At 70.8% G+C, this 25,200-nt stretch carries 22 protein-coding genes; 10 read left to right on the top strand and 12 right to left on the bottom strand.

Annotated elements, in window-relative coordinates:
• Window positions 1–86: 86 nt before the first annotated feature.
• Window positions 87–3,224: a tetratricopeptide repeat protein gene (locus AB0K34_RS03090; protein WP_364544958.1), complete on the top strand. Its 3,138-nt coding sequence runs from the start codon at window positions 87–89 to the stop codon at window positions 3,222–3,224.
• Window positions 3,225–4,307: 1,083 nt separating this feature from the next.
• Window positions 4,308–4,841, top strand: coding sequence for a hypothetical protein (locus AB0K34_RS03085; RefSeq protein WP_364544956.1), 534 nt, complete (start codon window positions 4,308–4,310; stop codon window positions 4,839–4,841).
• A gap of 207 nt (window positions 4,842–5,048) precedes the next feature.
• On the opposite strand, the gene AB0K34_RS03080 is transcribed toward AB0K34_RS03085, so the two are convergent.
• Window positions 5,049–5,513: an ATP-binding protein gene (locus tag AB0K34_RS03080; protein WP_364544953.1), complete on the bottom strand. Its 465-nt coding sequence runs from the start codon at window positions 5,511–5,513 to the stop codon at window positions 5,049–5,051.
• A 138-nt stretch (window positions 5,514–5,651) separates the two neighbouring features.
• Between AB0K34_RS03080 and AB0K34_RS03075 the strand changes: the two genes are divergently transcribed.
• On the top strand, window positions 5,652–6,464 hold the full coding sequence (locus AB0K34_RS03075; protein ID WP_364544950.1) for a helix-turn-helix transcriptional regulator: 813 nt from the start codon (window positions 5,652–5,654) through the stop codon (window positions 6,462–6,464).
• On the top strand, window positions 6,461–6,661 hold the full coding sequence (locus AB0K34_RS03070; protein ID WP_364544947.1) for a DUF397 domain-containing protein: 201 nt from the start codon (window positions 6,461–6,463) through the stop codon (window positions 6,659–6,661). The genes AB0K34_RS03075 and AB0K34_RS03070 overlap by 4 nt, the downstream gene beginning before the upstream one ends.
• A 143-nt stretch (window positions 6,662–6,804) precedes the next feature.
• On the opposite strand, the gene AB0K34_RS03065 is transcribed toward AB0K34_RS03070, so the two are convergent.
• Window positions 6,805–7,410, bottom strand: coding sequence for a TetR family transcriptional regulator (locus tag AB0K34_RS03065; protein ID WP_364544944.1), 606 nt, complete (start codon window positions 7,408–7,410; stop codon window positions 6,805–6,807).
• A 105-nt stretch (window positions 7,411–7,515) separates the two neighbouring features.
• On the opposite strand from AB0K34_RS03065, the gene AB0K34_RS03060 reads away from it, so the two are divergent.
• Together AB0K34_RS03060 and AB0K34_RS03055 are read left to right on the top strand one after the other, a co-directional pair.
• Complete coding sequence (locus AB0K34_RS03060) at window positions 7,516–8,703, top strand: alkane 1-monooxygenase (protein ID WP_301175714.1); 1,188 nt, start codon at window positions 7,516–7,518, stop codon at window positions 8,701–8,703.
• Between the two features lie 186 nt (window positions 8,704–8,889).
• Entirely contained in the window at window positions 8,890–10,173 is a 1,284-nt protein-coding gene (locus tag AB0K34_RS03055; RefSeq protein WP_364544941.1) for a phosphodiester glycosidase family protein, read from the top strand.
• Window positions 10,174–10,175: 2 nt separating this feature from the next.
• On the opposite strand, the gene AB0K34_RS03050 is transcribed toward AB0K34_RS03055, so the two are convergent.
• Complete coding sequence (locus AB0K34_RS03050) at window positions 10,176–10,952, bottom strand: NYN domain-containing protein (RefSeq protein ID WP_364544938.1); 777 nt, start codon at window positions 10,950–10,952, stop codon at window positions 10,176–10,178.
• Between the two features lie 48 nt (window positions 10,953–11,000).
• Window positions 11,001–11,708: a MerR family transcriptional regulator gene (locus AB0K34_RS03045; RefSeq protein WP_364544935.1), complete on the bottom strand. Its 708-nt coding sequence runs from the start codon at window positions 11,706–11,708 to the stop codon at window positions 11,001–11,003.
• 87 nt (window positions 11,709–11,795) lie between these two features.
• Between AB0K34_RS03045 and AB0K34_RS03040 the strand changes: the two genes are divergently transcribed.
• On the top strand, window positions 11,796–12,272 hold the full coding sequence (locus AB0K34_RS03040) for a DUF6194 family protein (RefSeq protein WP_364544932.1): 477 nt from the start codon (window positions 11,796–11,798) through the stop codon (window positions 12,270–12,272).
• 10 nt (window positions 12,273–12,282) lie between these two features.
• Here the strand turns inward: AB0K34_RS03040 and AB0K34_RS03035 are convergent, their stop codons facing one another.
• The 6 genes from AB0K34_RS03035 to AB0K34_RS03010 all read right to left on the bottom strand — a co-directional run bounded on the left by AB0K34_RS03035 (window position 12,283) and on the right by AB0K34_RS03010 (window position 19,101).
• Window positions 12,283–13,104, bottom strand: coding sequence for an SAM-dependent methyltransferase (locus tag AB0K34_RS03035; RefSeq protein WP_364544930.1), 822 nt, complete (start codon window positions 13,102–13,104; stop codon window positions 12,283–12,285).
• A gap of 69 nt (window positions 13,105–13,173) precedes the next feature.
• A complete protein-coding gene (locus AB0K34_RS03030) occupies window positions 13,174–14,211 on the bottom strand; it encodes a phosphotransferase (protein ID WP_171069483.1) in 1,038 nt (345 codons plus the stop codon).
• The gene (locus AB0K34_RS03025; RefSeq protein WP_301175708.1) at window positions 14,208–15,167 is read right to left on the bottom strand and encodes a hypothetical protein; all 960 of its coding nucleotides are present in this window, start codon (window positions 15,165–15,167) and stop codon (window positions 14,208–14,210) included. Before AB0K34_RS03025 ends, AB0K34_RS03030 begins: the two co-directional genes overlap by 4 nt.
• Window positions 15,168–15,302: 135 nt before the next feature.
• Complete coding sequence (locus tag AB0K34_RS03020) at window positions 15,303–16,868, bottom strand: PQQ-binding-like beta-propeller repeat protein (protein WP_364544925.1); 1,566 nt, start codon at window positions 16,866–16,868, stop codon at window positions 15,303–15,305.
• Between the two features lie 75 nt (window positions 16,869–16,943).
• Window positions 16,944–17,387 carry a LytTR family DNA-binding domain-containing protein gene (locus AB0K34_RS03015; RefSeq protein WP_240807460.1) on the bottom strand — a complete coding sequence of 148 codons (444 nt, stop codon included), beginning with the start codon at window positions 17,385–17,387 and terminating at the stop codon, window positions 16,944–16,946.
• 94 nt (window positions 17,388–17,481) lie between these two features.
• A complete protein-coding gene (locus tag AB0K34_RS03010) occupies window positions 17,482–19,101 on the bottom strand; it encodes a carboxylesterase family protein (protein WP_138636090.1) in 1,620 nt (539 codons plus the stop codon).
• Between the two features lie 229 nt (window positions 19,102–19,330).
• Here AB0K34_RS03010 and AB0K34_RS03005 point away from each other — a divergent pair, with 229 nt between their 5' ends.
• Together AB0K34_RS03005 and AB0K34_RS03000 are read left to right on the top strand one after the other, a co-directional pair.
• Window positions 19,331–20,461 (top strand): acyl-CoA dehydrogenase family protein, encoded by a 1,131-nt coding sequence (locus tag AB0K34_RS03005; protein ID WP_364544922.1) that lies wholly within the window; start codon window positions 19,331–19,333, stop codon window positions 20,459–20,461.
• Window positions 20,462–20,612: 151 nt separating this feature from the next.
• Window positions 20,613–21,512 (top strand): acyl-CoA dehydrogenase family protein, encoded by a 900-nt coding sequence (locus AB0K34_RS03000; protein ID WP_364544919.1) that lies wholly within the window; start codon window positions 20,613–20,615, stop codon window positions 21,510–21,512.
• Here the strand turns inward: AB0K34_RS03000 and AB0K34_RS02995 are convergent.
• Both AB0K34_RS02995 and AB0K34_RS02990 read right to left on the bottom strand, forming a co-directional pair.
• Entirely contained in the window at window positions 21,496–23,067 is a 1,572-nt protein-coding gene (locus AB0K34_RS02995; protein WP_138636093.1) for a FadD3 family acyl-CoA ligase, read from the bottom strand. The two genes, AB0K34_RS03000 and AB0K34_RS02995, sit on opposite strands and share 17 nt — an antisense overlap.
• 49 nt (window positions 23,068–23,116) lie before the next feature.
• Window positions 23,117–24,514, bottom strand: a complete 1,398-nt coding sequence (locus AB0K34_RS02990; protein ID WP_138636094.1) for a GH1 family beta-glucosidase — start codon at window positions 24,512–24,514, stop codon at window positions 23,117–23,119.
• Window positions 24,515–24,574: 60 nt separating this feature from the next.
• Between AB0K34_RS02990 and AB0K34_RS02985 the strand changes: the two genes are divergently transcribed.
• Entirely contained in the window at window positions 24,575–25,198 is a 624-nt protein-coding gene (locus AB0K34_RS02985) for a TetR/AcrR family transcriptional regulator (RefSeq protein WP_171068957.1), read from the top strand.
• Window positions 25,199–25,200 lie beyond the last annotated feature (2 nt).

Raw genomic sequence — 25,200 nt, 5'->3', positions numbered from 1 at the left:
CCACGGGAAACACGCCGCCGCTCTGGCCATTCGGTACACGCGGTGCCAAAATCGGCTCAGGAGGAGATTTCCACAAAGGGGAACCGGTGGAGTTCCGCGTCATAGGGCCCGTCGAGCTGTGGGTGAACGGCCGGCGGCGCGACCTTGGGACCCCCAAGGAACGCTGCGTGCTGGCCGTCCTGCTCCTCAGCCTCCGGAAGCCGGTGCCCACCGAGACCATCATCCGCCGGGTGTGGGACCGCGATCCGCCCGCCAAGGCCCGGCAGGGACTGCAGGTCTACATGACGCGGCTGCGCCACCGGCTGGAGGACGCGGAAGGCGTCACGCTGATCTCCCGGCAGGGGTCTTATCTGCTCGACATGGACGATGAATCGGTCGACCTCTACCGGTTCCGGCGGCTGCGCGACCAGGCCCGGGCGATCGCCGAGAGCGGCGACGACGAATACGCCCTCGACCACCACCGCCAAGCCGCGGAGTTGTGCCGGGCCGAACCGCTCACCGACCTGTCCGGGGGCTGGGCCGAACGCACCCGGCACAATCTGGAGCAGGAACTGCTGTCCGCCGCCTTCGCGCGCATCGACCTGGAGTTGAAGCACGGCAACCACGCCGACGTCCTCCGCGAGTTATCAGATCTCACCGAACGCCATCCGCTGGACGAGCGGCCCGTCGAACGGCTCATGAAAGCGCTCTACCGGTGCGGGCGGCAGGCCGAGGCACTGGAGGTCTACCGGCGCACGCACAGCCTCTTCGCGGCGGAACTCGGAACCGACCCGGGGCCCGGCCTGCGGCGGCTCCAGCAGCAGATACTGCAAGGCGACCCGGACCTGCTGCGCGTCCCCGGCACCCAGTTGAGCGTGGACCGGCGCCCGCACACCCTCCCGCACCAGGCGCGGGTGTTCGTCGGACGCGACGAGGAGATGCGGCTGCTCATGGACACGGTCCCGGGCATCACCGGCCCACCTGCAGGTTCCGCGATGACGGTCATAGCGATCGACGGCATGGCCGGCGTAGGGAAGTCGGCGCTCGCCGTCCACCTGGCGCACCAACTGGCCGGGCACTACCCCGACGGCGCCATGTACCTGGAGCTGCACGCCCATGACGCCCGGCAGAAGCCCGTCGACCCGGCGGACGCGCTCGACATGCTGCTCCGGACGATCGGCGTCCCGGTGACGCGGGTGCCGCGCGCGCTGGACGAGCGCGCCGCGCTGTGGCGGTCCGAGCTGGCGGGCAGCCGCGCGATCCTCGTATTGGACGACGCCGCCGGGCACGACCAGGTCCGGCCACTGCTCCCGGCGTCCGCCGGCTGCCTGGTGATCGTGACGAGCCGCCGCCGGCTGACCGGGCTGCACGACGCGTGGCCACTGTCGCTGGAGACTCTGCCCGTCCGGGACGCGATGGTGCTGTTCACCGGCATCGCGGGCCCAGGCCGCACGGAGCCCGACGCCGACGTCGCAGCCGTCGTGGAGCGCTGCGGACGGCTGCCGCTCGCGGTGAGCATGGTGGCAAGCCGGTTGCGGCACCGGCGCGCCTGGGACACCAGAGACCTACTGGCCCGGTTGTCCTCCGACGACCGGCGGCTGGACGAGTTACGCGACGAGGACCGCGAGATCACCACCGTGTTCGAGCTCTCCTACCGCGGCCTACCACCGCCGCTACGGGACGCGTTCCGCGCATTCGGCCTGCATCCCGGCCCCGATCTGACGGCCGACGCGGCAGCCGCAGCACTGGGATGCGCGGTCCGAGAGGCCGAGCGGATCTTAGAGGAGTTGCTCGACCGCCACCTGATCACCGAGCCCGCCCGAGGCCGCTACCGCTTCCACGACCTCGTCCAGGACTACGCCCGCCGCCTGGCACGCGAGACCGACACCGACGAGGACCGCCGCCGGACCGTCCACCGGATCCTCGACTTCTACCTTGCGGCAGCCGACCACGCGAACCACCTGCTGTCCCCGCACCACACAAGCGGCACCGGTGCCGACCGGCCGCCGGGCACGCCGCCTCTGGCGAACGAGGCCGAGGCCGCCGAATGGTTCACCAACGAGCACGCCTGCCTCATGAACGCCGCCGCCGAAGCCGACCGCATCGGCTCAGCAGTACATGTCGCCCGCTTCTCCCGCGTACTCGCCGGCCACCTGGAGTCGCGCGGCCGCTGGGACGCCGCTGCACACCTCCACACCAAGGCGGTCGAGGCACTCCAAGGCTTGGACGACCGTCCGGGAACCGCTCGCGCCCTTGCCGACCTGAGCCACATCCGTTTCCGCGTCGGCGACTACGACACCGCGATGAAAGATGCGGAAAAGGCGCTGGAAATCTACCGTTCGGTCGGTGACCGCCACGGAGAAGCTCATATTCTCGGCCGCATAAGCCTCATCCACTGGCACCAGTCCCGCTTTCCCGAGGCATTGGCCCGCTGCCGGGAGGCGGTGGAAATCCACCGCTCACTCGGCGACCGGCGCGGAGAGGCAGAGAACCTCGACCGCACCGCGATCGTCCTGGAGTTCACCGGCGACTACCGCGAGGCCGAACGGCTCCGCTTGGAAGCACTCGCGATCCTCACCGAGATCGACGCCCCGGGCCTCCTGACGATGGCGCTCAACAACATGGGCGACCTGATGATCCGCATGGGCGACGTCGACCGAGCCGCCGAGTACTACGCACAGACCGCCGGCGCCGCCGAGCTGAGCCGCCAGCACGAGGCCATCGTGCTCATCAACGCAGCCCACGTTTACCGCCGCACCGGAGCTTACGAAACAGCCCTGGCCAACTACCGCGCTGCACTAGCAATAGCGATGGAGTTAGGCGACCGGCGAACCCAGATCGAGACTCTGATCGGCATCGGCGCCACTTTTCACAACACCGGCCGCTACGGCGAGGCCCTCATTCACCACGAACGTGCCCTGGCTATTTCACGCTCCATCAACGAGCGTTATGAGGAAACACTGGCTCTCCGCCATCTAGGTGAAACATTAACCGCTTCCGGCCGCTATCCGGCGGCCGTGGACCACCTCCAGCAGGCTTACGCCTTATCTAAGGAGATAGGCGTCCCCGACGAAACGGCGAGGGCCCTGGAAAGCCTGGGCACGGCCCTCCTCCACACCCAAGGTAGCGAAGCCGCCCGCCAGCCTTGGCAGGAAGCGTTGCACCTCTTCACCACGCTGAAGCTCTCAGAGGCACGTCACCTGCGAACTCGCCTTCAGTCCTTGGAGCAAGCCGCAGGCACCTGACCCTGCGTTAGAAACGCATTCCGTTTCCCAGTCGGACGCATCCCTCGAACGCCTTGGCACACAGCGCCGAACATCATGCGAGGTCCGGTTCCATATCGAAACGCCCATAGCGTATACACGCCCCGTCGAACCGAGACCTCATCCGGACACTTCGAGGGCCAGGCATCGTAACGTGAGACTTCTTCACGAGAGCGACGCTACCCTGATCCTCCCACGCAAAGCGACACCTCATCCTGTCGGGTACAAGAGTCGCAAAGGTTGCCACGCAGAACCATCTGGATGAGTAAGATCTTTCCCCAGAAACTCGGGCAGACCGAGTTATCTCAGTCCAAGTCAAAGAGGTTTCCATGCCCCTACGCCTATTGCAGGGCCTCCTCGGCACTGCCCTGCTGCTCACTGCGGCACCGTCCGTCCTGTGGCCGCTTGTGCACATGACTGGTTAAGTTCACCGAGCCCGAGATGTCGTGACCGAGGGACCGGGAAGCCCACTCGACCTGCTGCTCACAGAGGCGCCGCATGTGCGGCGCCTCTGTTGCGTTGTCCAGCGGGAACCACAGGGCGGCAAGCCTGGGGAACGGCCGGGGCACGAACTCCGCGGCCGTCCAACGTCAAGCAGGTGCGGGCTGGGCGTCGACCAGCGCAGCCTGCCGGGCTTGCCCGTGCAGGTGTCATGGAAGACCACGTCTGGATGCCGTAGGGTCCGGGCGCTCGGCAGTACTGCACTTGGCCGGCGCGCATGGCTGCGGTCACCGGGGCCGCACGGCCCGACGAAAAACTGCGCTGGGCGCGGTCGTACGGGCGTGTTAATGTAGCGCTACATGGGTAGTGCTATCGCTACATGCCGGGAAAGCATACGCGGGCGGCCATCAAGGAGTTAGAGGACGCCGGATGGAAGGTCACCTACACGAGCGGACGGGCTCACGCCTATGCGAGAGCATCCTGCCCTGGCGGCCCTGGCTGCTGCTCACCTCCGTTCTCCATCAACGGAACCCCCGACGTTGACGAGCACGAAGCGCAGAAGATCCGGAGGCGGATGCGGCAGCACAACGCCAAGGTGACCGAAGGACAGGACGGAGAGGACTGATGAGCACCTACTGGTTCGAGCTCGAGGTCGGCCCGGTAAGCGACCTTGATGAGGCCGCGGAGCGGCTGTACTCGCGTTGTGGTGACGGTCAACTCTCCGGCGACGAGCGGGGTGGCACCATCCTGTTCTCACGCGAGGCGCGCAACGCGATCGGGGCGATCCTGTCGGCCATCGATGACAGCGAGAGCAGCGGGCTGTCGGTGACCGGTGTCATGGAAGACCTGGTGACCATCGACGACATCGCCGAGAGGACCAGCAGGTCCGCCCCGGCGGTTGGGCACTGGACGACCGGTCAGCGCGGGCCTGGAGGTTTTCCTGCGCCGGTCATCCATCGCGGCAGTCGCGTCAAGCTGTACTCCTGGGCACAGGTGTCTCGCTGGCTTGCCGACGCCGGGCTCGGGAAGATCGACTCGGTTGCCGCGGAGGTCGCAGCAGCCGCCGCCGATGTGGACGCCCTTCTGCGTGCTCGACAGGTGCTGCGCGACGCCCCTTCCGGCAAGCGGGACGCTCTGATGAAGCTGGTTGAGGCTTAGGTCTCTGGAGCCGCTGCGGCCAGCGATGACATCGAGCGTGGACGGGTGTTGCCCGGGGCTTCACGTGATCTGAGTCCCGGCGCCGGATACGCGGTGGTCAAACTCTGGACGGCCTTGAAGTGTGGTCGCCGCCCGCCCTGCGGGCTGCGGGGGAAGCCCACCGAGCTGGGGGAACTGGTGGGACGCGCTCCGCAGGGCGGGGGCAGTCTATGAGTGCAGCGGCGTGCACGGCCTGTCGACGTGGCGAAGTGGTCCGACGATCGGGCGGCCCGCCCTGCGCGCGGCATTGAGCATGTATCCGTGGTCGATGGCGATCCGCGCCCACACGGCCTTGCCCTCGCCGAGCGCGAACCATCCGCAGCCGCCGGACGCGAACGCCTGAACGAGGACGAGTCCGCGTCCGGACGTGTCGAAGAGGTGGGGCTGCTGGATCACGGGCCGGCCGGGGTGGTCGTCCCACACGCACATTTCGACACCTTGGTCGATCCGGCTGGTCCATACGCGGATGTTCCTGCCCTTGCAGAGCCGGGCCGCGTTGGACGCGAGCTCGGTCGTGATCTGGCAGGCGTCGCCCTCGAAGGCACTGAGCCCCCACGAGGCGAGTGCGCTGCGCACGAGCTCGCGCGCGAGATAGACGGTCTCCGGATAAGCCCGGAACGTCTCACTGAGCATGTTTTGTGGATCTACGTCCATTATGGATATCGCGGACATCGGTCGCCCCCTCACTGTCTGCGTTTCTACTCACAGACTGGCGTCAGGCAGTTATGCTTGTCTTCTTTCGTTCAGGAATATCAACATTAAGGATCTTGAATGGGGAAGGCCGACCGACTCGATCCGGACCACAACCCATGGCACTGGCTAGCCGTTGACCTGCGAATATGGCGCATCGAGCGCAACCTGTCACAGGCCCAGCTCGCCGAGATCCTTGGGGTCGACGATTCCACGGTTTCGAACTACGAATCGGGCACATCAAAAGTCCCCGAACGCAAGGCCGAAATTCTGGACCAACTTTGGCATACTCGCGGCCATTTTGCCCGAATCCGCCGACATGCGGAGACTGTTCATGATCCGAACTGGTTCGACCAGTACACGCGGTACGAGCAGAGGGCCGAGGCGATCAGCGCCTACTCCGCGCTCGTCATCCACGCGCTTTTCCAGACCGAGGAGTACGCGCGGGCTCTGATCGAAGGGGCGCAGGTCGTCGACAACGTCGAGGAGACCGTCGCGGCTCGGATGGAGCGGCGACAGGTCTTGGACGCCGCCCATGCCCCCGAGTTCCGTCTATTCGTACGCCAGTCGGTCCTAGAGGATCCTGTGGGCGGGCCTGAGGTGATGCGGGCACAACTTGGTCACTTACTGGAATTGAGCCAACGCAAGGGAGTTGTGGTGAGGGCCATCCCAAAGACGAAGGCCGCCCATGCAGGGGTCGACGGTTCGTTCGTGATCTTGAGGATCGGCCAGTCGGAACACGCCTGGTCACCCGCCGTGAACGGCGGGCGCCTAGTATCCGATCCGACGAAGGTCAGGGCGTACCGACTACGGTGGGATTTGATAGGAGATGACGCCCTGTCTCGAGACTCGACTCGGAGTCTCCTGCGTGAGCTTATGGAGGCCATGAAGTGAATCCACCTGGATGGCGTAAGTCCAGCCGCAGCGGGGGCAGCGCCGGTGGTGGCGATGGGTGCGTGGAACTGGCCGCTCTCACTGGCGTGATCGGTGTGCGTGACAGCAAGGACCCCGGCGCCGGACACCTCACCCTCTCCGCAGAGAGCTTCGCCCAGCTCATCAGCGCTGTGAAGCGTGGAGAACTACACCTCTGACCCCCCACAAATGCTGCGAACGGCCTCGTCTTCTGGCGGGGCCGTTTCTGCTTCCATATGCGGGCGTGATCGAGCGGCCGGCTCCCCGGTAGATCGCGGCAGGGGCGACTGGCGAGGAAGGGGGCGTGCGCCGCTAGGGCGTCCTAGGCGGTGGGGTCGGGGGCGTTCGTGCTGGCTATGCGCATGGTGATCTCGGCCACGCGGCCGGCGGTCTCCTCTACCGGTGCGACCGGCTGGACGAGGTGGCTGATGGTGATGCGGACGACCGTCTCGATGGCCAGGCTCCTCGACAGCGGGTCGATCTCCGGCCAGGCGTCGGAGACGTAGTCGCCGAGCATCCCCTCCGCCGTGCGCAGGAGCTGGTCGGAGCGGACCGTCAGGAGTGCCAGCAGTTCCTCGTTGCCGCCGCGCGCGCTGGTGAGGACGCTCTTGAGCAGCGGGTTGTCGGCCGCCTCGCGGAGCGTGAAGGACACCCCGGCGGCGATCGCGTCGGCGAGCCGGTCGCGGTTGGCGTCGAGTTCCGTCTTGATGCCGGCCAGGAAGCGCTCCACCTCCCGCATGACCAGCGCCTCGCCGATCGCGTCCTTGGTGCCGAACTCGGTGTAGACGGTCTGCCTGCTCACTCCCGCCCGGGACGCCAGATGCGTCATCCGCATGCCGCCCCATCCGCCCGCGGCGACCAGCTCGTAGGCGGCGTCCAGCAGACGCTCGCGCAGCAGCGAACGGACGGTCTCTCGGTAGGGCGTCATCTCGCCCCATCGTAGACGGCCTGTGACGTACCTAATGCTTGACACTTTTGGAGTAAATGTCTAATTTCCAGACAGAACTTGCCGATCTGTAAGGCGGTGGTGGCCGTGGTCGCGACTGAGGCGGCCGGCGCGGGGAGCGCCGGCCGGGCCGAGGCGGAGTGGAAGGACCCCAAGCGGTACGCATGGCTGCTCGGGCTGGTGGTGCCCGCGATCCCCTTTCTCGCGTGGGGCCTGGTCGGCCTCACCGGGCTGGACGTCTTCTGGTGGCTCGGGCCGGTGCTGATCTTCGGGGTCTTCCCGGCCTTCGACCTGCTCTTCGGCGAGGACCCCACCAACCCGCCGGAGAGCGCGATGCCGCGGCTCGCCAAGGACCGCTTCTACATGTGGGCCAACCTCCTCTTCATCCCGATCCAGTACGCGTCGCTGATCGTGGGCAGCGCGCTCCTGGTGCGCGAGTCGATGAGCGTGGTCGACCGGATCGGGTTCGCCACGACCATCGGCATGATCGGCGGCATCGGCATCGCGGCCGCGCACGAGATGGGGCACCGCCGGGAGAAGGTCGAGGTCTTCCTCGCCAAGGTCACACTCGCGCAGACCGGTTACGGCCACTTCGTCGTCGAGCACAACCGCGGACACCACGCCCGCGTCGCCACCCCCGAGGACCCGGCCACCGCCCGCATGGGCGAGTCGTTCTACCGCTTCCTGCCCCGGACGATCTTCGGCGGCATCCTGTCCTGCTGGCGGCTGGAGAAGGGCCGCCTGGCGAGGAAGGGCAAGAGCCCGTGGACGCCGCGCAACAACGTCCTCCAGGGCTGGCTCGTGACCGCGGCGCTGTTCGGCGTCCTGGCCGCCGTCTTCGGTCTCGAACTCCTGCCCTACCTGGTGCTGCAGGCGGTGCTCGGCTTCATGATGCTGGAGGTCGTCAACTACCTGGAGCACTACGGCCTGCTCCGGCGCAAGAACGCGAACGGCGGCTATGAGCGCACGGCGCCCGAGCACAGCTGGAACAGCAACCGGGTCGCCTCCAACGTGCTGCTCTACAACCTGCAGCGGCACTCCGACCACCACGCCAATCCCGGACGCCGCTACCAGATGCTGCGCGACTTCCCGGACGCGCCGCAGCTCCCCGCGGGCTACGCCACCATGATCCTGCGCGCGGTCGTGCCGCCGTGGTGGTTCCACGTCATGGACAAGAAGGTGCTCGAGCACTACGACGGCGACATCACCCGCTGCAACGTCCACCCGGCCAAACGCGCCAAACTCCTCGCCCGCTACGGCGCCGCCGCCCGGTAACCGCGCGGGGGCTGCATCTCTGTACTGCGAACGGCCTCGCCTTCCGGCGGGGCCGTTGGCGTGTTGGGTGCGGCCTTTCTTGCGGCTCGTTACGGGGTCTTGCGGGAGTGTTCACTTGCGGCGGGTGGGCGTTTCGCCGGGGACGCGTCATGATCATCGGGCTGGTGATCGGTGAGAGGGGCGTCGATGCGCGGGATCGTGGCCGGGATGATCGTGGTCGGGCTGGTGGGGGCCGGGGCCGTCCCGGCGGTCGCGGAGTCGTGGCCGGTGGACGGGGCCGGGTCCGGGGAGCGGCCGGACGTGCGGGTGCGGGCGCTGCCGTCGTCCGAGGTCGGGCAGGTGCGGTTCACTTCGTCGGAGCGGACCGCGCCCGGCGTGACCTTCCGGACGTTCGAGACGTCCGGCACCGGCGGGCGGGTCGAGGGCGACCTGCTGGACGTCGATCTGCGCAGCCCGAAGGTCTCCGTCGGGCTGTTGCGTCCGCCCGTGGTCGCGGCGCGGCGCACGGTGTCGGAGATGGCGGACGCGCAGCAGGCGGTGGCCGGGGTGAACGGCGACTTCTTCAACATCAGCGAGACCCATCCGGGGGTGCCGCCTACCGGGTCTTCGTCCGGGCCGACGGTGGACGGTGGGCGTCCGCTCAAGGGCGCCGTGCCGGACGGGCAGCGGTTCGGGCCGGGGCTGCCTCCCGGCACGTCCACCGAGGACGTCATCGGCGTCGGCCGCGACCGGCGCGGCCACGTGGCGCGGCTCCGCCTGACCGGCACCGTCCGGTCGGGGAAGAAGTCCATCGCCCTGCGCGGGCTCAACCAGTACGCGCTCCACGTCGGCGGGGTCGGCGCGTTCGACTCGCGGTGGGGTGAGGTCTCCCGGCAGCGCGCCGTGTGCGGGACGGACGAGGTCCGCAGCGCCCCGTGCAGCACGAACACCGCCGAGGTGACGGTGCGGCGGGGCGTGGTGACGGGCGTGTCCGACACGGTCGGCGCGGGCGCGATCCCCTCCGGGACGACCGTGCTGGTCGGGCGGGAGAAGGGCGCGGACGCGCTGCGCCGGCTCCGGCCCGGCGACCGGGTGCGGGTGTCGTACCGGTTCACCGGCCCGGTCCGCTTCCGGTTCGCGGTCGGCGGGTTCCCGATCCTGCGGGACGGCGAGCCGCTGGACGGCCTGAGCCCGAACGGACCGGCCCCGCGCACCGCCGCCGGGGTCAGCCGCGACGGCCGGCGCCTGTACCTCGTCGTGGCGGACGGCAGGTCGGAGCGGAGCGGCGGCCTGACGGTCGCCGAACTCGCGTCCCTGCTGGACAAGGTCGGCGCCGACGACGCCGTCAACCTGGACGGCGGCGGCTCCTCGACGTTCGTCTCGCGCGTCCCCGGCGCCGCCTCGGTGACCGTCCGGAACTCCCCGTCGGACGGCGCGCAGCGCGCCGTCGCCAACGGCATCGGTGTGTTCGCAGCGGACGCTCGCGGCTGAGCTCAGCCGGACTTCTTGTCCTGGTGGCGCCTGTCGCGGACGTACATGATGGCCGCCTTGCCGTCGCCGGGGCTGCGGCGCTCCAGCACGAACAGCGTCGTCGCGGTGATCAGCTCGCTGAGCTTGGCGTAGCCGTAGTTGCGGGAGTCGAACTCGGGGCGCTGCTTGGTGATGATCTGGCCGACGCTGCCCAGGGCGGCCCACCCGTCCTCGTCGGACGCGGCGTCCACGGCGTTGCGGAGAAGGTTGACGAGTGCGGTGTCCTGCTTGAGCTTGGCGGCGGGCGTCGGCGGCTCGGGCTTCAGCGCCGTCGCGGCGGGCGCGGCCGAGCCCGGGTCGTAGGCGAGGTTCTCGATGTAGATGAACTTGTCGCACGCCGCCACGAACGGTTTGGGCGTCTTGCGCTCCCCGAACCCGTAGACGGTCAGCCCGGACTCCCGGATCCGCGCCGCCAGCCGGGTGAAGTCGCTGTCGCTGGACACGATGCAGAACCCGTCGAAGCGGTCGGAGTACAGCAGGTCCATCGCGTCGATGACCATCGCCGCGTCGGTGGCGTTCTTGCCGGAGGTGTAGGCGAACTGCTGGATCGGCTGGATCGACTGGTCGAGCAGGTGCTCCTTCCAGCCCCGCAGGTTCGTCCCCGTCCAGTCGCCGTAGGCGCGCTTGACGTGCGCGGTCCCGTACTTGGCGACCTCGGCCAGCAGCCCCTCGACGACTCCGGGCTGCGCGTTGTCGGCGTCGATGAGCACCGCCAGCCGGTCGGCGTTCTCGTTCACCATGCCGCGCGCCTCCTCACGGTCTCCGCCGGTGGGAACCCGTCCAGTACATCAGACCGCGCCGCTCTCGGGGTTCGGCGAGAGCAGGGTGCCGAGTGCGGCGGCGCCGTCGAGGAGGGCTCTGGAGCGGGCGTCGATGACGGCGTCCCTGGCGGCCAGCGCGGAAGCGATGTCCTCCAGCCGCCGGGCGCTCCGCAGCTCCGGCATGAGGGCCCGGAGGGGTTCGATGCGGTATCCGGCTTGGCGCAGTTGGTGGACGATCCGCGCGTCCCGCACCTGGGCCGGGGTGTACCGTCGCGTCCCACCGGCCGGGTCGCGGTCGGGGACGACGAGCTGCTCCTTGTCCCAGTGCCGGAGCGTCGAGGGGCGCACGCCGAGCGCGGCGGCGAGTTCGGAGATGCTCATCGCGTCCGAGGCGCGGACGTCGTCGAGCGGCTCGCCGGAGATCGCCCGGGCGGCGTCCCTGGCCAGCCGTACCTCCCCGCGCTCCGCGTGGAGGCGTGCGTGCACCGCGTCGAGAAGGGCGAGCGCCTCCGCGGCGGGACCCTGGTGGACGGCCCGGACGATCCTCTTGGCCTCGACCGGCCCCGCGCCCGCCGCGAGGGCGCGGTAGGCCACCGCGGACCGCACGTGCTTCTCCCCATAGACGCGGTAGCCCGTGGCCGTGCGCGCCGCCGACGGCAGGACGCCGTCGCGTTCGAGATTGCGCACCTGCTGGACGGAGTACCCGGCGCGCAGTGCGACGTCGACCGTGCGCATACCGCGCGAGTTGAGACCTGACACCACAAAGCCCCTCAGTAGCGGTCCAAAAGTCTCCACAAGCACTTCAATGCCAGGCTAGAACGCATGACGATGGACGAGATCATCGATTTCACGACGGGCCTCGACGGTGTCCTGGCCTCCCGGCCGGGACCGGGTGACGGGTCGCCGGAGATCAGCTGGGGCGACACGTTCTTCTACTACTCGCCGGACGGCGTCGTCCCGGCGAACACCCAGCCCTTCGCGACGCTCGTGACCAAGGACTATCCCGGCGACGAAGCATCGCGCCTGGACCGGCCGGGCGCCTTCCGCGTCAACATCTCCGCCGGGAAAGAGGCGTTCGTCCGCTGGACCGGCCACGCGCCGCGCGAGCCGTCCGGTGCGGAGGTCGACGCCGGCACCGCCGACACGGTGATCGCCCATCCCGTCTACGGCACCGTCGGCTGGCTGGCGGTGGTGAACCCGGGCCCGCGCACTGAAGCCGCCGTCCGCGAACTGCTGGAGGCGGCCTACCATCTCGCGCGTGCGCGCCACGAGCGACGCGCAGGCGCGGACGGAAACTGACCCCGTGGCGTCAGGCCGACTTGCGGGCCACTCCGCCCCAGAGGGCGGCCGGGGCGGACGCCTCCAGGTCGGAGCGGGGGCGCCAACGCGGAACCTCGACGACGCCGGGCTCGACGAGGTCCAGCCCGCGGAAGAAGCGGGTGACCTGCTCGCGGTCGCGCAGCGTCACCTTCTCCGCCGACTTCTCGTTCATGGCCCGCTCGAACGCGGCCATCTCCTCGGGGAAGATGTCCTTCGCCGTGTGGGACGCCACCAGGTGGCTGCCCGGCGGGACGGCGGCCATCAGCGTGTCAACGATCTTGTAGGGGTCCGCCTCGTCGGAGACGAAGTGCAGCACGGCGATGAGCATGACCGCCACCGGCTGGGTGAAGTCCAGCGTGCGGGACGCCTCCTGGAGGATCCTCGCGGGGTCGCGCAGGTCGGCGTCGATGTAGTCGGTCGCGCCCGCTCCGCTGCTCTTCAGCAGCGCCTCGGCGTGGACGAGCACGATCGGGTCGTTGTCGACGTAGACGATCCGGGATTCGGGCGCGATCGCCTGGGCGACCTCGTGGGTGTTGTTCGCCGACGGCAGGCCGGTGCCGATGTCGAGGAACTGGCGGATTCCGGCCTCGGCGACCAGGTACTCCACCGTCCGCGCCAGGAACGCGCGGTTCGCCCGGACCGACTTGACCGTGGACGGGAAGGCCTGCAGCCCGGCTTCGGCGGCCGCGCGGTCGGCGGCGAAGTTGTCCTTGCCGCCGAGCCAGGCGTCATAGACCCGCGCGGGATGAGGGATGTTCGTATTGACCCGGGAAAGCTTGTCCTGGCCTGACGCCTCTCCGTCCGATGCCACGAACCCTCCTCAAACGCCGCTATTGATAGTGGTCGACAGCATATAAGCGTCCTCTGACCCTGAGATGGCTCAGCTGAGAAGCGAAAGGGAGTTCAGGTCGCGGGCGTGGTGGGCGTGGCGGGTGGTCATGGTGCGGAACATCTCGTCGCCGCGCGGGGTGCGTTCCACGAGCATCGAGGCGCCGATCGCCATGACGATGCCGTGGAAGGTGTGGTGACGGTAGACGGTCCAGCAGTCGTCCCAGGTCAGGGCGACTCCGCGGGCCGTCAGGGCTTCGTGGTAGCGCTCGACCAGCGCCTTCTCATGGGCGCGGCGGGCCTCGGTGGGGAGGCTTGAGCCCAGGAAGTAGGAGAGGTCGGCGAGGCCGGGGCCGTAGGCGCAGGTCTGCCAGTCCAGGACGGCGGTGCGGGGGCCGCCGAACAGCAGGTTGTCGGCGCGGAAGTCGCCGTGGGACAGGGTCAGCGGCCCCTCGCGGGCGGTCAGGTACGCCAGCAGCGAGGGCATGAACTCTTCGATCAGGGCGATGACGTCGGGGCCCAGTTCGGCGGCGTAGCGGTCCTTGAAGCCGGTGTAGAGGTCGGTGACCATCGCGGCGGTGAAGGCGGCGGCGTCGGCGTCGTGGCGGTTCAGCCAGGGCAGGGCGGCCAGGCCGGGGTCCTCCCAGCCCGCCGCGTGGAAGGCGGCCATCTCGGTGATCGCGGCGGCGGCGTCCTCGGGGGTGATGCCCGCGAGCTGGTCGCCGGGCCGCGCGGGGGCGAGGTCCGCCAGCAGGACGGTGTACTCGTCCTCCTCGGCGGCGTAGGCCGAGAAGTAGCAGGTGGGGATGCCCGCGTCGAGGCCGCCCGCCAGTTCGGCGTAGAAGCTCGCCTCGACCTCGTAGGTGCGGATGGCGCGGGCGGCGGCGCGGCTGGACGGGTCGGCGGCCGGGACCTTGGCGACCATGGTGGGCGGGAGGGACGTCTCGCCCGCGTAGGTGAGGTGCAGGCGGAGGCTGTCGGAGACCTGTCCGGTGCCCACCGGTTCGGCCCGGACGGCGGTCACCTTCGTCCCGAGGGCGTCCGACAGGTAGGACGCCGTCAGGTCCCCGGCGCCGGAGGCTGGCGTCATGCGCTCTCCTCGGCCAGGTGGGTCCAGCCGTGGTCCTGCCAGCCAGGGGGCTGGTGCCATTCCGTCCAGCCGTGGCCGGTGCGCCCGTCCTCGGTCTCGAAGCGGCACAGGGCGCGGGGGAAGTGGGCGTCCCGCCCGTCGGGGGACGTGACGGAGACGGGGGCGAAGGCGACCGGGGTCACGGTCATGGGGGCGCCGGGGAAGCGGAGGTCGGAGCGGGCGGGCAGGCCGTCGGCGAAAGACGTCTCGGCGGAGAAGCCGGCGCGGTGCTCGATGTCGCCGCCCGGCGGGACGGCGAAGCACGGCCACGGGAGCGGGAGGCCGACGTTGGCCTGCATGCCGTGGACGAACATGCCGTCGGAGAGGCGGCCGGACGTCCAGAGCCAGGAGACGTTCCACCAGTCGCGCTCGCCCCAGCTGTGGTCGCGCTCCCCGGGCGCGTCCACGGCGATCTTCTCGCCGGCCACGCTGACCAGGCCGGAGACGGTGCACGGGATCTCGTAGCGCGGGATGTCCTTGTAGGGGTAGACGCCGCTGACGGTGTCCCAGCGCAGGTCGAAGGAGAGCCCGGCGGTGCCGGTGGCGGGGCCGAACGGGTCGGGGTGGACGGACGCGGTGCCCTGCAGCGTGATCCGGGCCGGGCCGAAGGGGTCGGGGATCTGCTGGGTCGCGGTGTAGGCGTCGGCGTGGACGTCGGCCGTTCCGGGCTTGGGCAGCGGCGCGTTGTTGTCGGCGATGAGGAGCAGCGGGTGGCCGGGGCGCACCAGCGCGGCCCAGTACCAGGCGCGGTCCCAGTTCGGGTAGAGGCCGAGCCGGACGTAGCCGGCGACGGAGCCGTCCGGGGCGGCGAAGTCGAAGTAGTAGGACTCGTTCCAGAGCAGTTCGGGGCCGGGCTCGTGCAGTCCCTCGTCCGCGGGCGTCAGGTTCCAGGTGCCGTGCTCGACGATCCTCGCCATGGACCCTCCGAAGGTTCCGAACGCGATTCTAGAGCGCCGATCCTAACCCTGGCGGCGGCGCTTCCAACAGGGATCAGCCCCGGCGGAACGGCGGAAATCGTAAGATCACCGGCAGACCTCGGCCGCAGGCGTTCCCTAGTGGCCGAAGGCCAGTAGGACCGAGCCCTTGTCGTTGGGGTACGGGGTGAACATGTCGCCGGTCAGGACGTAGACCATGCCGTGCGCGACGACCGCGCCGCCTCCGCCGGCGAGGGAGCCGCCGCGTCCGGTGCCGCCGTCCACGGTCGGGAAGTCGGCGATGGTGTCGAAGCTCCAGAGCACCTCGCCGGTGCGGGACGAGTAGGCGCGCGTCTTGCCGTCCATGCTGCCCTCCCAGACCAGGCCGGGGGTGGTGGTGACGGCGGGCGGGTGGCCGAGCCGGCAGACGCCCGGGTACTGGGACGCGCCGCCGGTCGTGCATCCGTCGGACGGGTTCGGCGTCTTCCAGATGACGTGGCCGTTGGCGGGGTCGAGGGCGTAGAGGGTGCCGGGGTTCGCCATGTAGGTCGCGATGTAGAGGCGGTGCCCGTCGTAGGACGAACCCCACTGGATGCCGCTGAGGCCGCCGCCCGGCATGGGCGTGGAGAGCTGCCGCTGCCACACGATCTGGCCGGTGCGGGCGTCCAGGACGTGGTAGACGCCGACCTTCTGGCCGATGCCGATGAGGCGGCGCCCGCCGGCGGTGAAGATGTTGGGCGCGGCGCCGAGGTCGAAGTCGAGGGCGGTCCCGTCGGGCAGGTTGGGGCAGTACTGGTGGTCTTCCGGGGTCGGGCTGCTGCACTCCTGGCGCCAGGTGTCGACGTCGGTCATCTTGCGCGTCCAGCGTGCGCGGCCGGTGCGGGTGTCCAGGGCGAGGACGGAGTCGAAGTGGCCTCCACTGCCGGTGTAGTTCTGCCCGGTGCCGACGTAGAGGGTGCGGGTCGCCGGGTCGATGGCGGGGGTGCTCCACACGCCGCCACCGGACGGCGCATAGCGCGGCACCCCGTTGGGCCAGGTGCCGTCCTGCTTCGGCTCGGGGACGGTGTAGTAGCGCCAGTCGAGTTCGCCTGTATCGGCGTCCAGTGCGTCGACGTGGCCCCGGAACGTGCAGCAGGCGTGGTCCTTGCCCAGGAGGTTCTCACCGCTGGACACACCGACGTAGACGCGGCCCTGGTAGACGATGGGCGAACTCGTCACGATGGCGCTGACGGTGGTGTCGAGCCGGGTGGCCCAGAGCAGTTTCCCCGTGTACTGGTTCAGCGCGTACATGTAGCCGCGGGTGTCGCCGAAGTACACCTTGCCGCGCGATACCGCGGCACCGTCCCGCACTTGGGCGAAGCCCGTCCCGACCGTGCTGAGGTCGAACTCCCACTTGGCCACGCCCGTCCTGGCGTCGCGCGCGCGGAAGCGGCCGTCGGGGCCGCCGAAGTAGATGGTGCGCCCGACGACGGCGGGCTGGCTGTGCGGGGCGCCGGCCCGCGCCGGGAACCCGAACGCCCATTTGAGCTTGAGGCCGCCGACGTTCGCGGGCGTGATCCCGCGTTCCGCCGGGTTGAAGCGGGTGCCGCGCAGGTCCTTCTGCCAGGACGGCCAGTCGCCGGACCGCGGATGGGCGGACGCGGGCGGCGCGGACGCGGACGGCGCCGCCGCCCCGGCCAGGGCCAGGCAGGCGGCGGCGAGCACGGCCGCCGCCCTTCTCGTGGGACGAGCCCCTCTCGTGGGACGAGCCCTTCTCGTGGGACGCATGATCGATCTCCCTCAGGGGGTCGGGGCGCCGCGGCGCCCGGCGGACCGGTGCCGGTCGGCGCCGGGCAGGGCGCCGCGCAGCAGCCGGTCGCGGAGCGCGCCGGTGTTGCGGCGGCTGACGGCCAGCCGGGCGCCGCCGACCCGGAGCGTGCACCGGCCCGACTCGATGACCAGTTCCTCGACGTGGGCCAGCGAGACCAGGTGCGACCGGTGGATGCGGACGAACCCGGCGTCCCGCCACGCCTCCTCCAGCGCGGCCAGCGGCACCCGGACCAGGTGGCTGCCCGTGCCGGTGTGGAGGCGCGCGTAGTCGCCGTTGGCCTCGGCGTACCGGACGTCCGACCGCCGGACGAACCGGACGGTCCGCCCCACCCCGACCGGGATCACCTCGTCGGCGCCGTCCGGCGGCACGACCAGCACGACCACGGTGGTTCGCAGAGGCACTGCGGTTCGCATGGGCTCATGGAATCCGCGGGGCCGATGGCGATCAAGGGTGGGGTGGGGCATCTGGCATGTCTGGCACAAACTGTGGCATTCCACGACAAAGCGCTCAGTGCGCGAACGGGGTGTACCGGTTCCAGAAGCGGCAGTGGTGCTGCTGTGCTATCTCGTGCGTGACCTGGCTGTCCCCCGCCGGGATGAGCGACAGCACGGCCGGGTCGCGGCGGGTGAACCGCGGCCAGTACGGCGTGCCGTCCACGGTCGGGTTCCCGGTGCGGGCGAAGCCCGTCCACTGCGCGGTCAGCTGCCGGCCGAACGCCTCCTGGTTCGGGGTCAGCTCCGCTCCGCCGGGCATCGGCGCCAGGAACGGGGTCTCGCTGACGTGGTACGACCCGTTCGGCTTCGTCGGGTCGAGGAAGAACATCGGCGGCGCGTCCGGGTTGTCGGTCTGGTAGGCGAACACCGTGATGTGCCGGGCCAGCCGCTCGTCGTTGAGGAGCGCCGGGCACACGGAGTTGGAGTCGGCGACGATCGTCCGGTAGGCGATGAACGCCGACGGCTCCGGGAACCGCTCCAGCGGATACAGCTCGAAGACCCGGTCGGCCAGCGGCCCGTACTGCCGCCGCACGAACTCCCGGTACTGCGCCGGTGTCTCGGCCGAGGGCAGCTGCACCTCGTCCCGGTCGACGCCGTGCATCAGCGTGACGTCGTTGACCTTTCCTTCGGCGAGGGCTTGGCCGGGCGACATCGGGAGGATCTCGCCGTCCACGACGGGGCCCTGCGTACCGACGTCGGCGCCGATGCCCTCCCCGGCCTGCTCCAGCAGCTTCGCCACGGGCAGCGCGCGCAGGCAGGCGATGTCGGAGCAGCCCAGCGCGTCCGCGAACCGGGCCCCCGCCCGCTGCGCCTCGCGCTCGCTCGGCAGGACGGCCTTGCAGTCCTGCGCCTGCCACTGGACGTCGACGCCCCGCAGCGAGTTGTACTCGCCGCTCTGCGCGATGCCCTTCTGGAACAGGCCCTTCGCCGCCGGGGACGCGGTGTTCGCGCACACGCTCGACCCGCCGGCGGACGCACCGTAGATCGTGACGTTGCCCGGGTCGCCGCCGAAGCGCGCGATGTTGCGCCGCACCCAGCGCAGCGCCGCCTGCTGGTCGCGCAGCGCGTAGTTGCCGGAGTGCGCGCCGAGCCCCTCATGCGCCATGAACCCGAAGATGCCGAGCCGGTAGTGGACGCCGACGTTGATGACGCCGCCCTCCTTGACCAGGTGCGTCCCGTCGGACGGCGCCCCGAGCCGGAACCCGCCGCCGTGCAGCTCCACCATCACCGGCAGCGGCTTCCCGCCGGGCTTCCCGGGCGCGACGACGTCGAGCTTCAGGCAGTCCTCGTCGGCCGATCCGGGGCCGAGGCCGGGCGGCTGCGGGCACGGGCTGCCCGGCTCGGTGGCCCGCAGCGTGGACGTCCAGCCGGCGTGCGGCGCCGGCGGCGCCCACCGCAGGTCGCCGAGGGGCGCCGCCGCGTACGGGATGCCCCGCCAGGCCCGGACGCCGTCGCCCGCGGTGCCGCACACCGCTCCCCCGTCGGTCTGGACGGTCGTCCCGTCCGCGCAGGCCGGCGCCTTCGCGCCGCGCGCCGCGGCCGGTAACGGCGCCGACACCCCGATCGGCACCGCCAGCGCGAGCGCCGCCGCGCCCGCCGGCGCGACCGCGAAGAACCCTCTCCTCCGCCGCATACCGCCCCTCCTCACCGCCTCGTCCCGATGTACGGCTTGAACGTAGGACGGTGCGAAAGACCCGTGACAGGAAGATCGCGAGCGTATGCGGACAGCGGCGGCGGTCTCGCGCCGAACGGCCTGATATCGCCGCCGAGCGGTCGCCGGGGATCTCACTGGACGGGAGGGCGGGCGCCCGCCCGTGAAGGTCGGTTACTCTACCAAACAGTTGTTAGAAAGAAGGGTGCTCATGGATCTTGAGTTCGGGACGGCGGACGAGGCGTTCCGCGCCGAGGTGCGGGAGTGGCTGCGCGCGCACGTCCCGGCCGAGCCGCTGCCCTCGCTGGAGACCGAGGAGGGGTTCGCGGCCCACCGGGAGTGGGAGCGGACGCTCGGCGCGGCGCGCCTCGGGGTGGTGTCGTGGCCGGCGGAGTACGGCGGCCGGGGCGTGTCGGTCCTGCAGTGGCTGATCTTCGAGGAGGAGTACTACGCGGCGGGCGCGCCCGGCCGGGTCAGCCAGAACGGGATCAACCTGCTGGCGCCGACGCTGCTCAAGCACGGCACGCCGGAGCAGCTCGCGCGGATCCTGCCGCCGATGGCGGCCGGCGAGGTGATCTGGGCGCAGGCGTGGTCGGAGCCGGGCGCGGGCAGCGACCTCGCGGCGCTGCGCGCCACGGCGACGCGCACCGACGGCGGCTGGCTGCTGGACGGGCAGAAGACGTGGAGCTCCCGCGCCGCGTTCGCCGACAAGGGCTTCGGGCTGTTCCGGTCGGACCCGGAGTCGTCCCGGCACAAGGGCCTCACGTACGTGATGTTCCCGCTGGACGCCGAGGGCGTGACCGTGCGCCCGATCGGGCGGCTGGACGGCAAGCCCGCGTTCGCCGAGCTGTTCCTCGACAAGGTGTTCGTCCCCGACGAGGACGTCATCGGCGCGCCGGGCGACGGCTGGCGGGTCGCGATGGCGACGGCCGGGAACGAGCGCGGCCTGACGCTGCGCAGCCCCGGCCGGTTCACGGCGGCGACCGAGCGGCTCGTCGAGCTGTGGAAGGAGCGCGCCGACCCGTCCGACACCGCGCTGCGCGACCGCGTCGCGGACGCCTGGATCAGGTCGCGGGCCTACCGGCTCAAGGGCTTCGAGACGATCTCGCGCAGCGACGACGTCGGCGCCGAGTCCAGCCTGAACAAGGTCTTCTGGTCGGAGCTGGACGTGGCGCTGCACGAGACGGCGCTCGACCTGCTCGGCCCGGACGGCGAGATCGAGTCGGAGTGGCTGGAGAACTACGTGTTCTCGCTCGCCGGCCCGATCTACGCGGGCACCAACGAGATCCAGCGCAACGTGATCGCCGAGCGGCTGCTCGGCCTGCCGAGGGGATCCCGATGACCGCGGCGAAGCGAGGATCGTCGGGATCCCGACCCCGGGGGTCCGGGGGTCGCCCCCCAGAAAGGCAGAGCCCGATGACCGCAGCGAAGCGAGGACCGTCGGGGCCCCGCCCCGGGGGTCCGGGGGTCGCCCCCCAGGAAGGCAGGGTCCGATGAAGTTCGTTCTGGACGCCGAGCAGCGGATGTTCGGTGAGACGCTGCGGCGGCTGCTCGCCGACGCGGGCACCGCGAAGATCTCGCGCGCGTGGGCGGCCGGGGACTCCGGGCCGGGCCGGGCGCTGTGGACGTCGGTCGCGGAGGCCGGGGTGTTCGCGGTCGCGGTGCCGGAGGAGTTCGGCGGCGCCGGGCGGCTGCCGGTGGAGCTGGTCGTCGCGGCCGAGGAACTGGGGCGCGCCGCCGCGCCGGGCCCGTACGTGGAGACGCTCGCGGCGGCGGAGCTGCTGGGCGAGTCGCCGTGGCTGCCGCGGATCGCGGAGGGCGAGGCGGTCGTGACGCTGGCCGTCCCGCACGCGCTGGACGCCGACGTCGCCGACCTCGTCCTGACCCCGGACAAGGTGGAGCGCAAGGCCGGTGAGGCGCTCGCCTCGCTCGACCCGGCGCGGCGCCTGTTCCGCGTCGAGGGCGGCGGCGGTTTCACCGACTTCGGCGTGCTGCTGTGCGCGGCGCAGCAGATCGGGCTCGGCCAGGCGCTGCTGGACGTGTCCGTGGAGTACGCCAAGACGCGGCAGCAGTTCGGGCGCCCGATCGGCGAGTACCAGGCGATCAAGCACCACCTGGCGACCGCGATGGTCGAGCTGGAGTTCGCCCGCCCGCTCGTGTACGGGGCGGCGCTGTCGTACGGGACGCCGGACTTCGCCCGGGACGTCTCGGCCGCGAAGGTCGCCGCTTCGGAGGCGTCCTACAGCCTGGCCAAGACGGCCCTACAGGTGCACGGCGCGATCGGCTACACCGACGAGTACGACCCGTCGCTGTGGATCCGCAAGGCGCGCGCGCTGTACTCGGCCTGGGGCTCGGTGGCCGAGCACAGGGCCCGCGTCATGGCTGCTCTTTGAAGTCCTTGAGTTCCACGCGGCGGACCTTGCCGGACGCGGTCTTCGGGAGGTCGTCCACAAAGACGACCTCCCGGGGGACCTTGAAGTTCGCGAGCCGCTCCCGGCAGTGCGCGATCAGCTCGTCCGCCGTGGCGGCCCGGCCGGGGCGGAGCCGGACGTAGGCGCGGGCGACCTCGCCCATCCGCTGGTCGGGGACGCCGATGACGCCCGACTCGGCGACGGCGTCGTGGCGGGCGAGGGCGTCCTCGACCTCGGCCGGGTACACGTTGAACCCGCCGACGACGAACATCTCCTTGCTCCGCCCGGTGATGGCGAGGTTGCCGCGCTCGTCGAGGCGGCCCCGGTCGCCGGTGTCGAGCCAGCCGTCGCGGACGGTCTCGGCCGTCGCCTCCGGGTCGCCGAGGTAGCCCTTCATGACGTTGTAGCCGCGGACGAGGATCTCCCCGTCGGTGCCCGCCGGGACCGGCTCGCCCTTCTCGTCGACGATCTTGACTTCGACGTCGTCGATGGCCCGGCCGGACGTCGTCGCGATCGTCTCGTCATCGTCGTCCACCGAGCAGGCCGTCACGGTGCCGGACGACTCGGTCAGCCCGTACGCGGTCACGACCTGCGGGAACAGCTCTTCCTTGATGCGCCGCACCAGCGCGACGGGCACGTCCCCAGCGCCCGTCACGGCCAGCCTGAGCGACGAGAGGTCGCGCTCCTCGCGGCCGGGCGCGTCCAGCAGCGAGGTGTAGATGGTCGGCGGGCCCGGCAGCACGGTGATCTTCTCCTGCTCGATCAGCCGCAGCGTCTCCGGGACGTCGAAGGTGCGCTGGAGCACCATCGCGGCGCCCTTCATCACGCACGCCAGCACGCCCGCCTTGTAGCCGAACGTGTGGAACATCGGGTTGACGATGAGGTACCGGTCGCCGGCCTTCAGGCCGGTCCGGCTCGTCCACGCCGCGTAGGTGCGGACGTTCTGCTCGTGGGTGACCACGACGCCCTTGGCCCGGCCGGTCGTCCCGGACGTGAACAGGATGTCGGCGACGTCGTCCGGCCGGACGGCCGCCGTCCGCGCGTCGGCCTCCGCCGCGGGCACGGCCCCGGCGGTGAACTGGTCCCAGGCGGCGACGCCCGGCCGCGCGGGCCCGTTGAACGTGACGATGCGCTGGAGGTCGGGCAGCCCGGGGACGGCGCCCGACTCGTCCAGGCCGAGCATGCCGGGGTAGTCGATGCCGAGGAACCCGTCCTCCACGAAGAGCATCTTGACCTCGGCCTTGGTGAGCGGCCACCGGGCCTCGTCGCCCTTGTACCGGGTGTTCAGCGGGACGAGCGTCGCGCCCGCGCCCATGGCGCCGAGCACGGTGACGATCCAGCGCAGCCCGTTCGGCGCCCAGATCGCGATGCGGTCGCCCGGACCGACGCCGGCGCCGATGAACGCGGCCGTCGCCTCCCGCACCCGCTCGCGCAGCTCCGCGTAGGTCACCCGGACGTCGCCGTCCACGACCGCCTCGGCGTCCGGAGAGTCCTGCGCGGCCCGCTCCAGCAGACCCGGAATCGTCAGCTCGCTCATAACCGTCCATGATGGGCGCGGCGCGCGCGATCAGGCCAGGGCGTCCCGCTCACCGGTACCGGGCCAACTCCTCGCGCAGCCAGTGGTAAGACGCCTTCGGCGTGCGGCGCTGGGTGGCGTAGTCGACGTGGACGAGGCCGAAGCGCTGGTCGAAGCCCTCCGCCCACTCGAAGTTGTCGAGCAGCGACCAGACGAAGTAGCCGCGGACGTCCACGCCGTCGCCGATGGCGCGGTGCAGTGACCGGAGGTGGCCGTCCAGGTAGTCGATCCGGTCCCGGTCGGGGCGGCCGGGCTCGTCGGGCGCGGAGCAGCCGTTCTCGGTGATCAGGATCGGCGGCAGCGCGTCCCGGTAGGCGTCGCGGAGGCCGGTCAGCAGCTCGTGCAGGCCGTCCGGGACGACGGGCCAGCCGAACGCCGTGACCGGGTGGCCGTCGATCGGCACGTCCTCGAAGGGCAGGCCCGCGCCGTCGAGATGGCGCTCGACCTCGCGCAGGACGGACGCGCCGCCGGAGGCGGGTGCGTGCCCGTGCGGCGCGGCGACCTTCGTCGGGCTGTAGTAGTTGACGCCGAGCAGGTCGAGCGGCGCGGCGATCGCGGCGAGGTCGCCGTCCCGGACGAACGGGAGGTCGGCCACGCCGTACGCGCTCAGGTCCGGGTAGCGGCCGAGAAGAAGAGGGTCGGTGAACAGGCGGTTCTGGAGCGCGTCGAACGCGGCCGCGGCGGCCCGGTCGGCGGGCGCGTCGCTCGCGGCCCACACCGGGCTGTAGTTGTTGGTGAGCGCGACCTGGCCGGACGTCCGCTCGCGCAGTGCGGGGACGGCGAGGGCGTGGGCGAGGAGCAGGTGGTGGGCGGCGGGAAGGGCGTCCAGGAGGAGCGCTTCGCCGGGCGCGTGGGTCCCGACGCCGTAGCCCTCGGTCATGTGGACGAACGGCTCGTTCAGCGTGATCCAGACGCCGACGCGGTCGCCGAGCCGGTCGGCGACGAGGCCCGCGTACTCGGCGAACCGGTGCGCGATGTCGCGGTTCATCCAGCCTCCGGCGTCCTGGAGCGCCTGGGGCAGGTCCCAGTGGTAGAGGGTGAGCGCGGGCAGGATGCCGCGTTCGGCGAGGGCGTCCACGAGCCGGTCGTAGAAGTCGAGGCCCTTGGGGTTCGCGGGGCCGCGCCCGTCGGGCTGGACGCGCGGCCACGCCGCCGAGAACCGGTAGGCGTTCACGCCGAGGCCGGCCATCAGCGCGACGTCCTCCGGCCAGCGGTGGTAGTGGTCGCACGCGATGTCGCCGGTGTCGCCGTTCTTGACGCGACCGGGCCGGGCGCAGAAGGAGTCCCAGATGCTGGGGCCGCGGCCGTCCTCCTTCACGGCGCCTTCGATCTGGTACGCCGCCGTGGCCGTACCCCACAGGAAGCCCTCGGGAAAGCGGGGAAGCACGCGCGTCTCCTCTCCTAACATGAGTGGACGTCACATTAAAACATGAACATGTGTCATGTTCGGCCGGAGCGGGGAGGGGCGATGACGGACGGGGTGCGCCGCAGGCCGACGCAGCGCCGCAGCGTGGAGCGGTTCGAGCGGCTGCTCGACGCCTGCGCGGAGCTGCTCGCCGAGGCCGGGCACGACGCGCTGACCACCAGGGACGTCGCCCGCCGGGCGGGCGTCCCGATCGGCACGCTGTACCAGTTCTTCGACGGCAAGTCCGGGCTGCTGTACGAGCTGGCCATGCGGAACCTGGCGATCCTGATCGGGCGGGTGCACGAGCGGCTCACCTCCGAGCCGGTGCGGACGTGGGCGGACGCGGCCGTGCTCGTCTACGACGAGAGCCTCGCGCTGCGCCGCACCGTGCCGGGCTTCTTCATCGCCGACTTCCGCGACACCGGCGCCATCGACCAGGGCCTCGTCCGCCGGATCGACACCGAGATGGCGGCGCGCATGTACGAGCTGGGCACGCAGAAGGCGGGCCTGCCGCCGCTGGCCGACCACGAGCGCGTCCTGCTGGTGGCCATCACGGCGTCGGACGGCCTGCTCCGGCTCGCCTACCAGTCGGCGGAGGACGGCGACCCGGCCGTGGTCGCGCTCGGCGCCCGGCTGCTGCGGGCGTACTTCACCGACCTCGCGGCGGATCCCGTCCCAGATCCATAACA

Source organism: Actinomadura sp. NPDC049382 (genome assembly GCF_040677125.1).
Taxonomy (GTDB): domain Bacteria; phylum Actinomycetota; class Actinomycetes; order Streptosporangiales; family Streptosporangiaceae; genus Spirillospora; species Spirillospora geliboluensis.
Note: the sequence above shows the minus strand (reverse complement) of the source record. Positions and strands in the feature narration are given on the sequence as shown.

What these genes read in the sequence shown, in the direction of transcription:
- AB0K34_RS03085 (WP_364544956.1), top strand. Translation starts at nt 4,308, where the DNA reads ATGAGCACCTACTGGTTCGAGCTCGAGGTCGGCCCGGTAAGCGACCTT.
- AB0K34_RS03080 (WP_364544953.1), bottom strand. Translation starts at nt 5,513, where the DNA reads ATGCTCAGTGAGACGTTCCGGGCTTATCCGGAGACCGTCTATCTCGCG.
- AB0K34_RS03075 (WP_364544950.1), top strand. Translation starts at nt 5,652, where the DNA reads ATGGGGAAGGCCGACCGACTCGATCCGGACCACAACCCATGGCACTGG.
- AB0K34_RS03065 (WP_364544944.1), bottom strand. Translation starts at nt 7,410, where the DNA reads ATGACGCCCTACCGAGAGACCGTCCGTTCGCTGCTGCGCGAGCGTCTG.
- AB0K34_RS03055 (WP_364544941.1), top strand. Translation starts at nt 8,890, where the DNA reads ATGCGCGGGATCGTGGCCGGGATGATCGTGGTCGGGCTGGTGGGGGCC.
- AB0K34_RS03050 (WP_364544938.1), bottom strand. Translation starts at nt 10,952, where the DNA reads ATGGTGAACGAGAACGCCGACCGGCTGGCGGTGCTCATCGACGCCGAC.
- AB0K34_RS03045 (WP_364544935.1), bottom strand. Translation starts at nt 11,708, where the DNA reads ATGCGCACGGTCGACGTCGCACTGCGCGCCGGGTACTCCGTCCAGCAG.
- AB0K34_RS03040 (WP_364544932.1), top strand. Translation starts at nt 11,796, where the DNA reads ATGACGATGGACGAGATCATCGATTTCACGACGGGCCTCGACGGTGTC.
- AB0K34_RS03030 (WP_171069483.1), bottom strand. Translation starts at nt 14,211, where the DNA reads ATGACGCCAGCCTCCGGCGCCGGGGACCTGACGGCGTCCTACCTGTCG.
- AB0K34_RS03025 (WP_301175708.1), bottom strand. Translation starts at nt 15,167, where the DNA reads ATGGCGAGGATCGTCGAGCACGGCACCTGGAACCTGACGCCCGCGGAC.
- AB0K34_RS03015 (WP_240807460.1), bottom strand. Translation starts at nt 17,387, where the DNA reads ATGCGAACCGCAGTGCCTCTGCGAACCACCGTGGTCGTGCTGGTCGTG.
- AB0K34_RS03010 (WP_138636090.1), bottom strand. Translation starts at nt 19,101, where the DNA reads ATGCGGCGGAGGAGAGGGTTCTTCGCGGTCGCGCCGGCGGGCGCGGCG.
- AB0K34_RS03005 (WP_364544922.1), top strand. Translation starts at nt 19,331, where the DNA reads ATGGATCTTGAGTTCGGGACGGCGGACGAGGCGTTCCGCGCCGAGGTG.
- AB0K34_RS03000 (WP_364544919.1), top strand. Translation starts at nt 20,613, where the DNA reads ATGAAGTTCGTTCTGGACGCCGAGCAGCGGATGTTCGGTGAGACGCTG.
- AB0K34_RS02995 (WP_138636093.1), bottom strand. Translation starts at nt 23,067, where the DNA reads ATGAGCGAGCTGACGATTCCGGGTCTGCTGGAGCGGGCCGCGCAGGAC.
- AB0K34_RS02990 (WP_138636094.1), bottom strand. Translation starts at nt 24,514, where the DNA reads ATGTTAGGAGAGGAGACGCGCGTGCTTCCCCGCTTTCCCGAGGGCTTC.
- AB0K34_RS02985 (WP_171068957.1), top strand. Translation starts at nt 24,575, where the DNA reads ATGACGGACGGGGTGCGCCGCAGGCCGACGCAGCGCCGCAGCGTGGAG.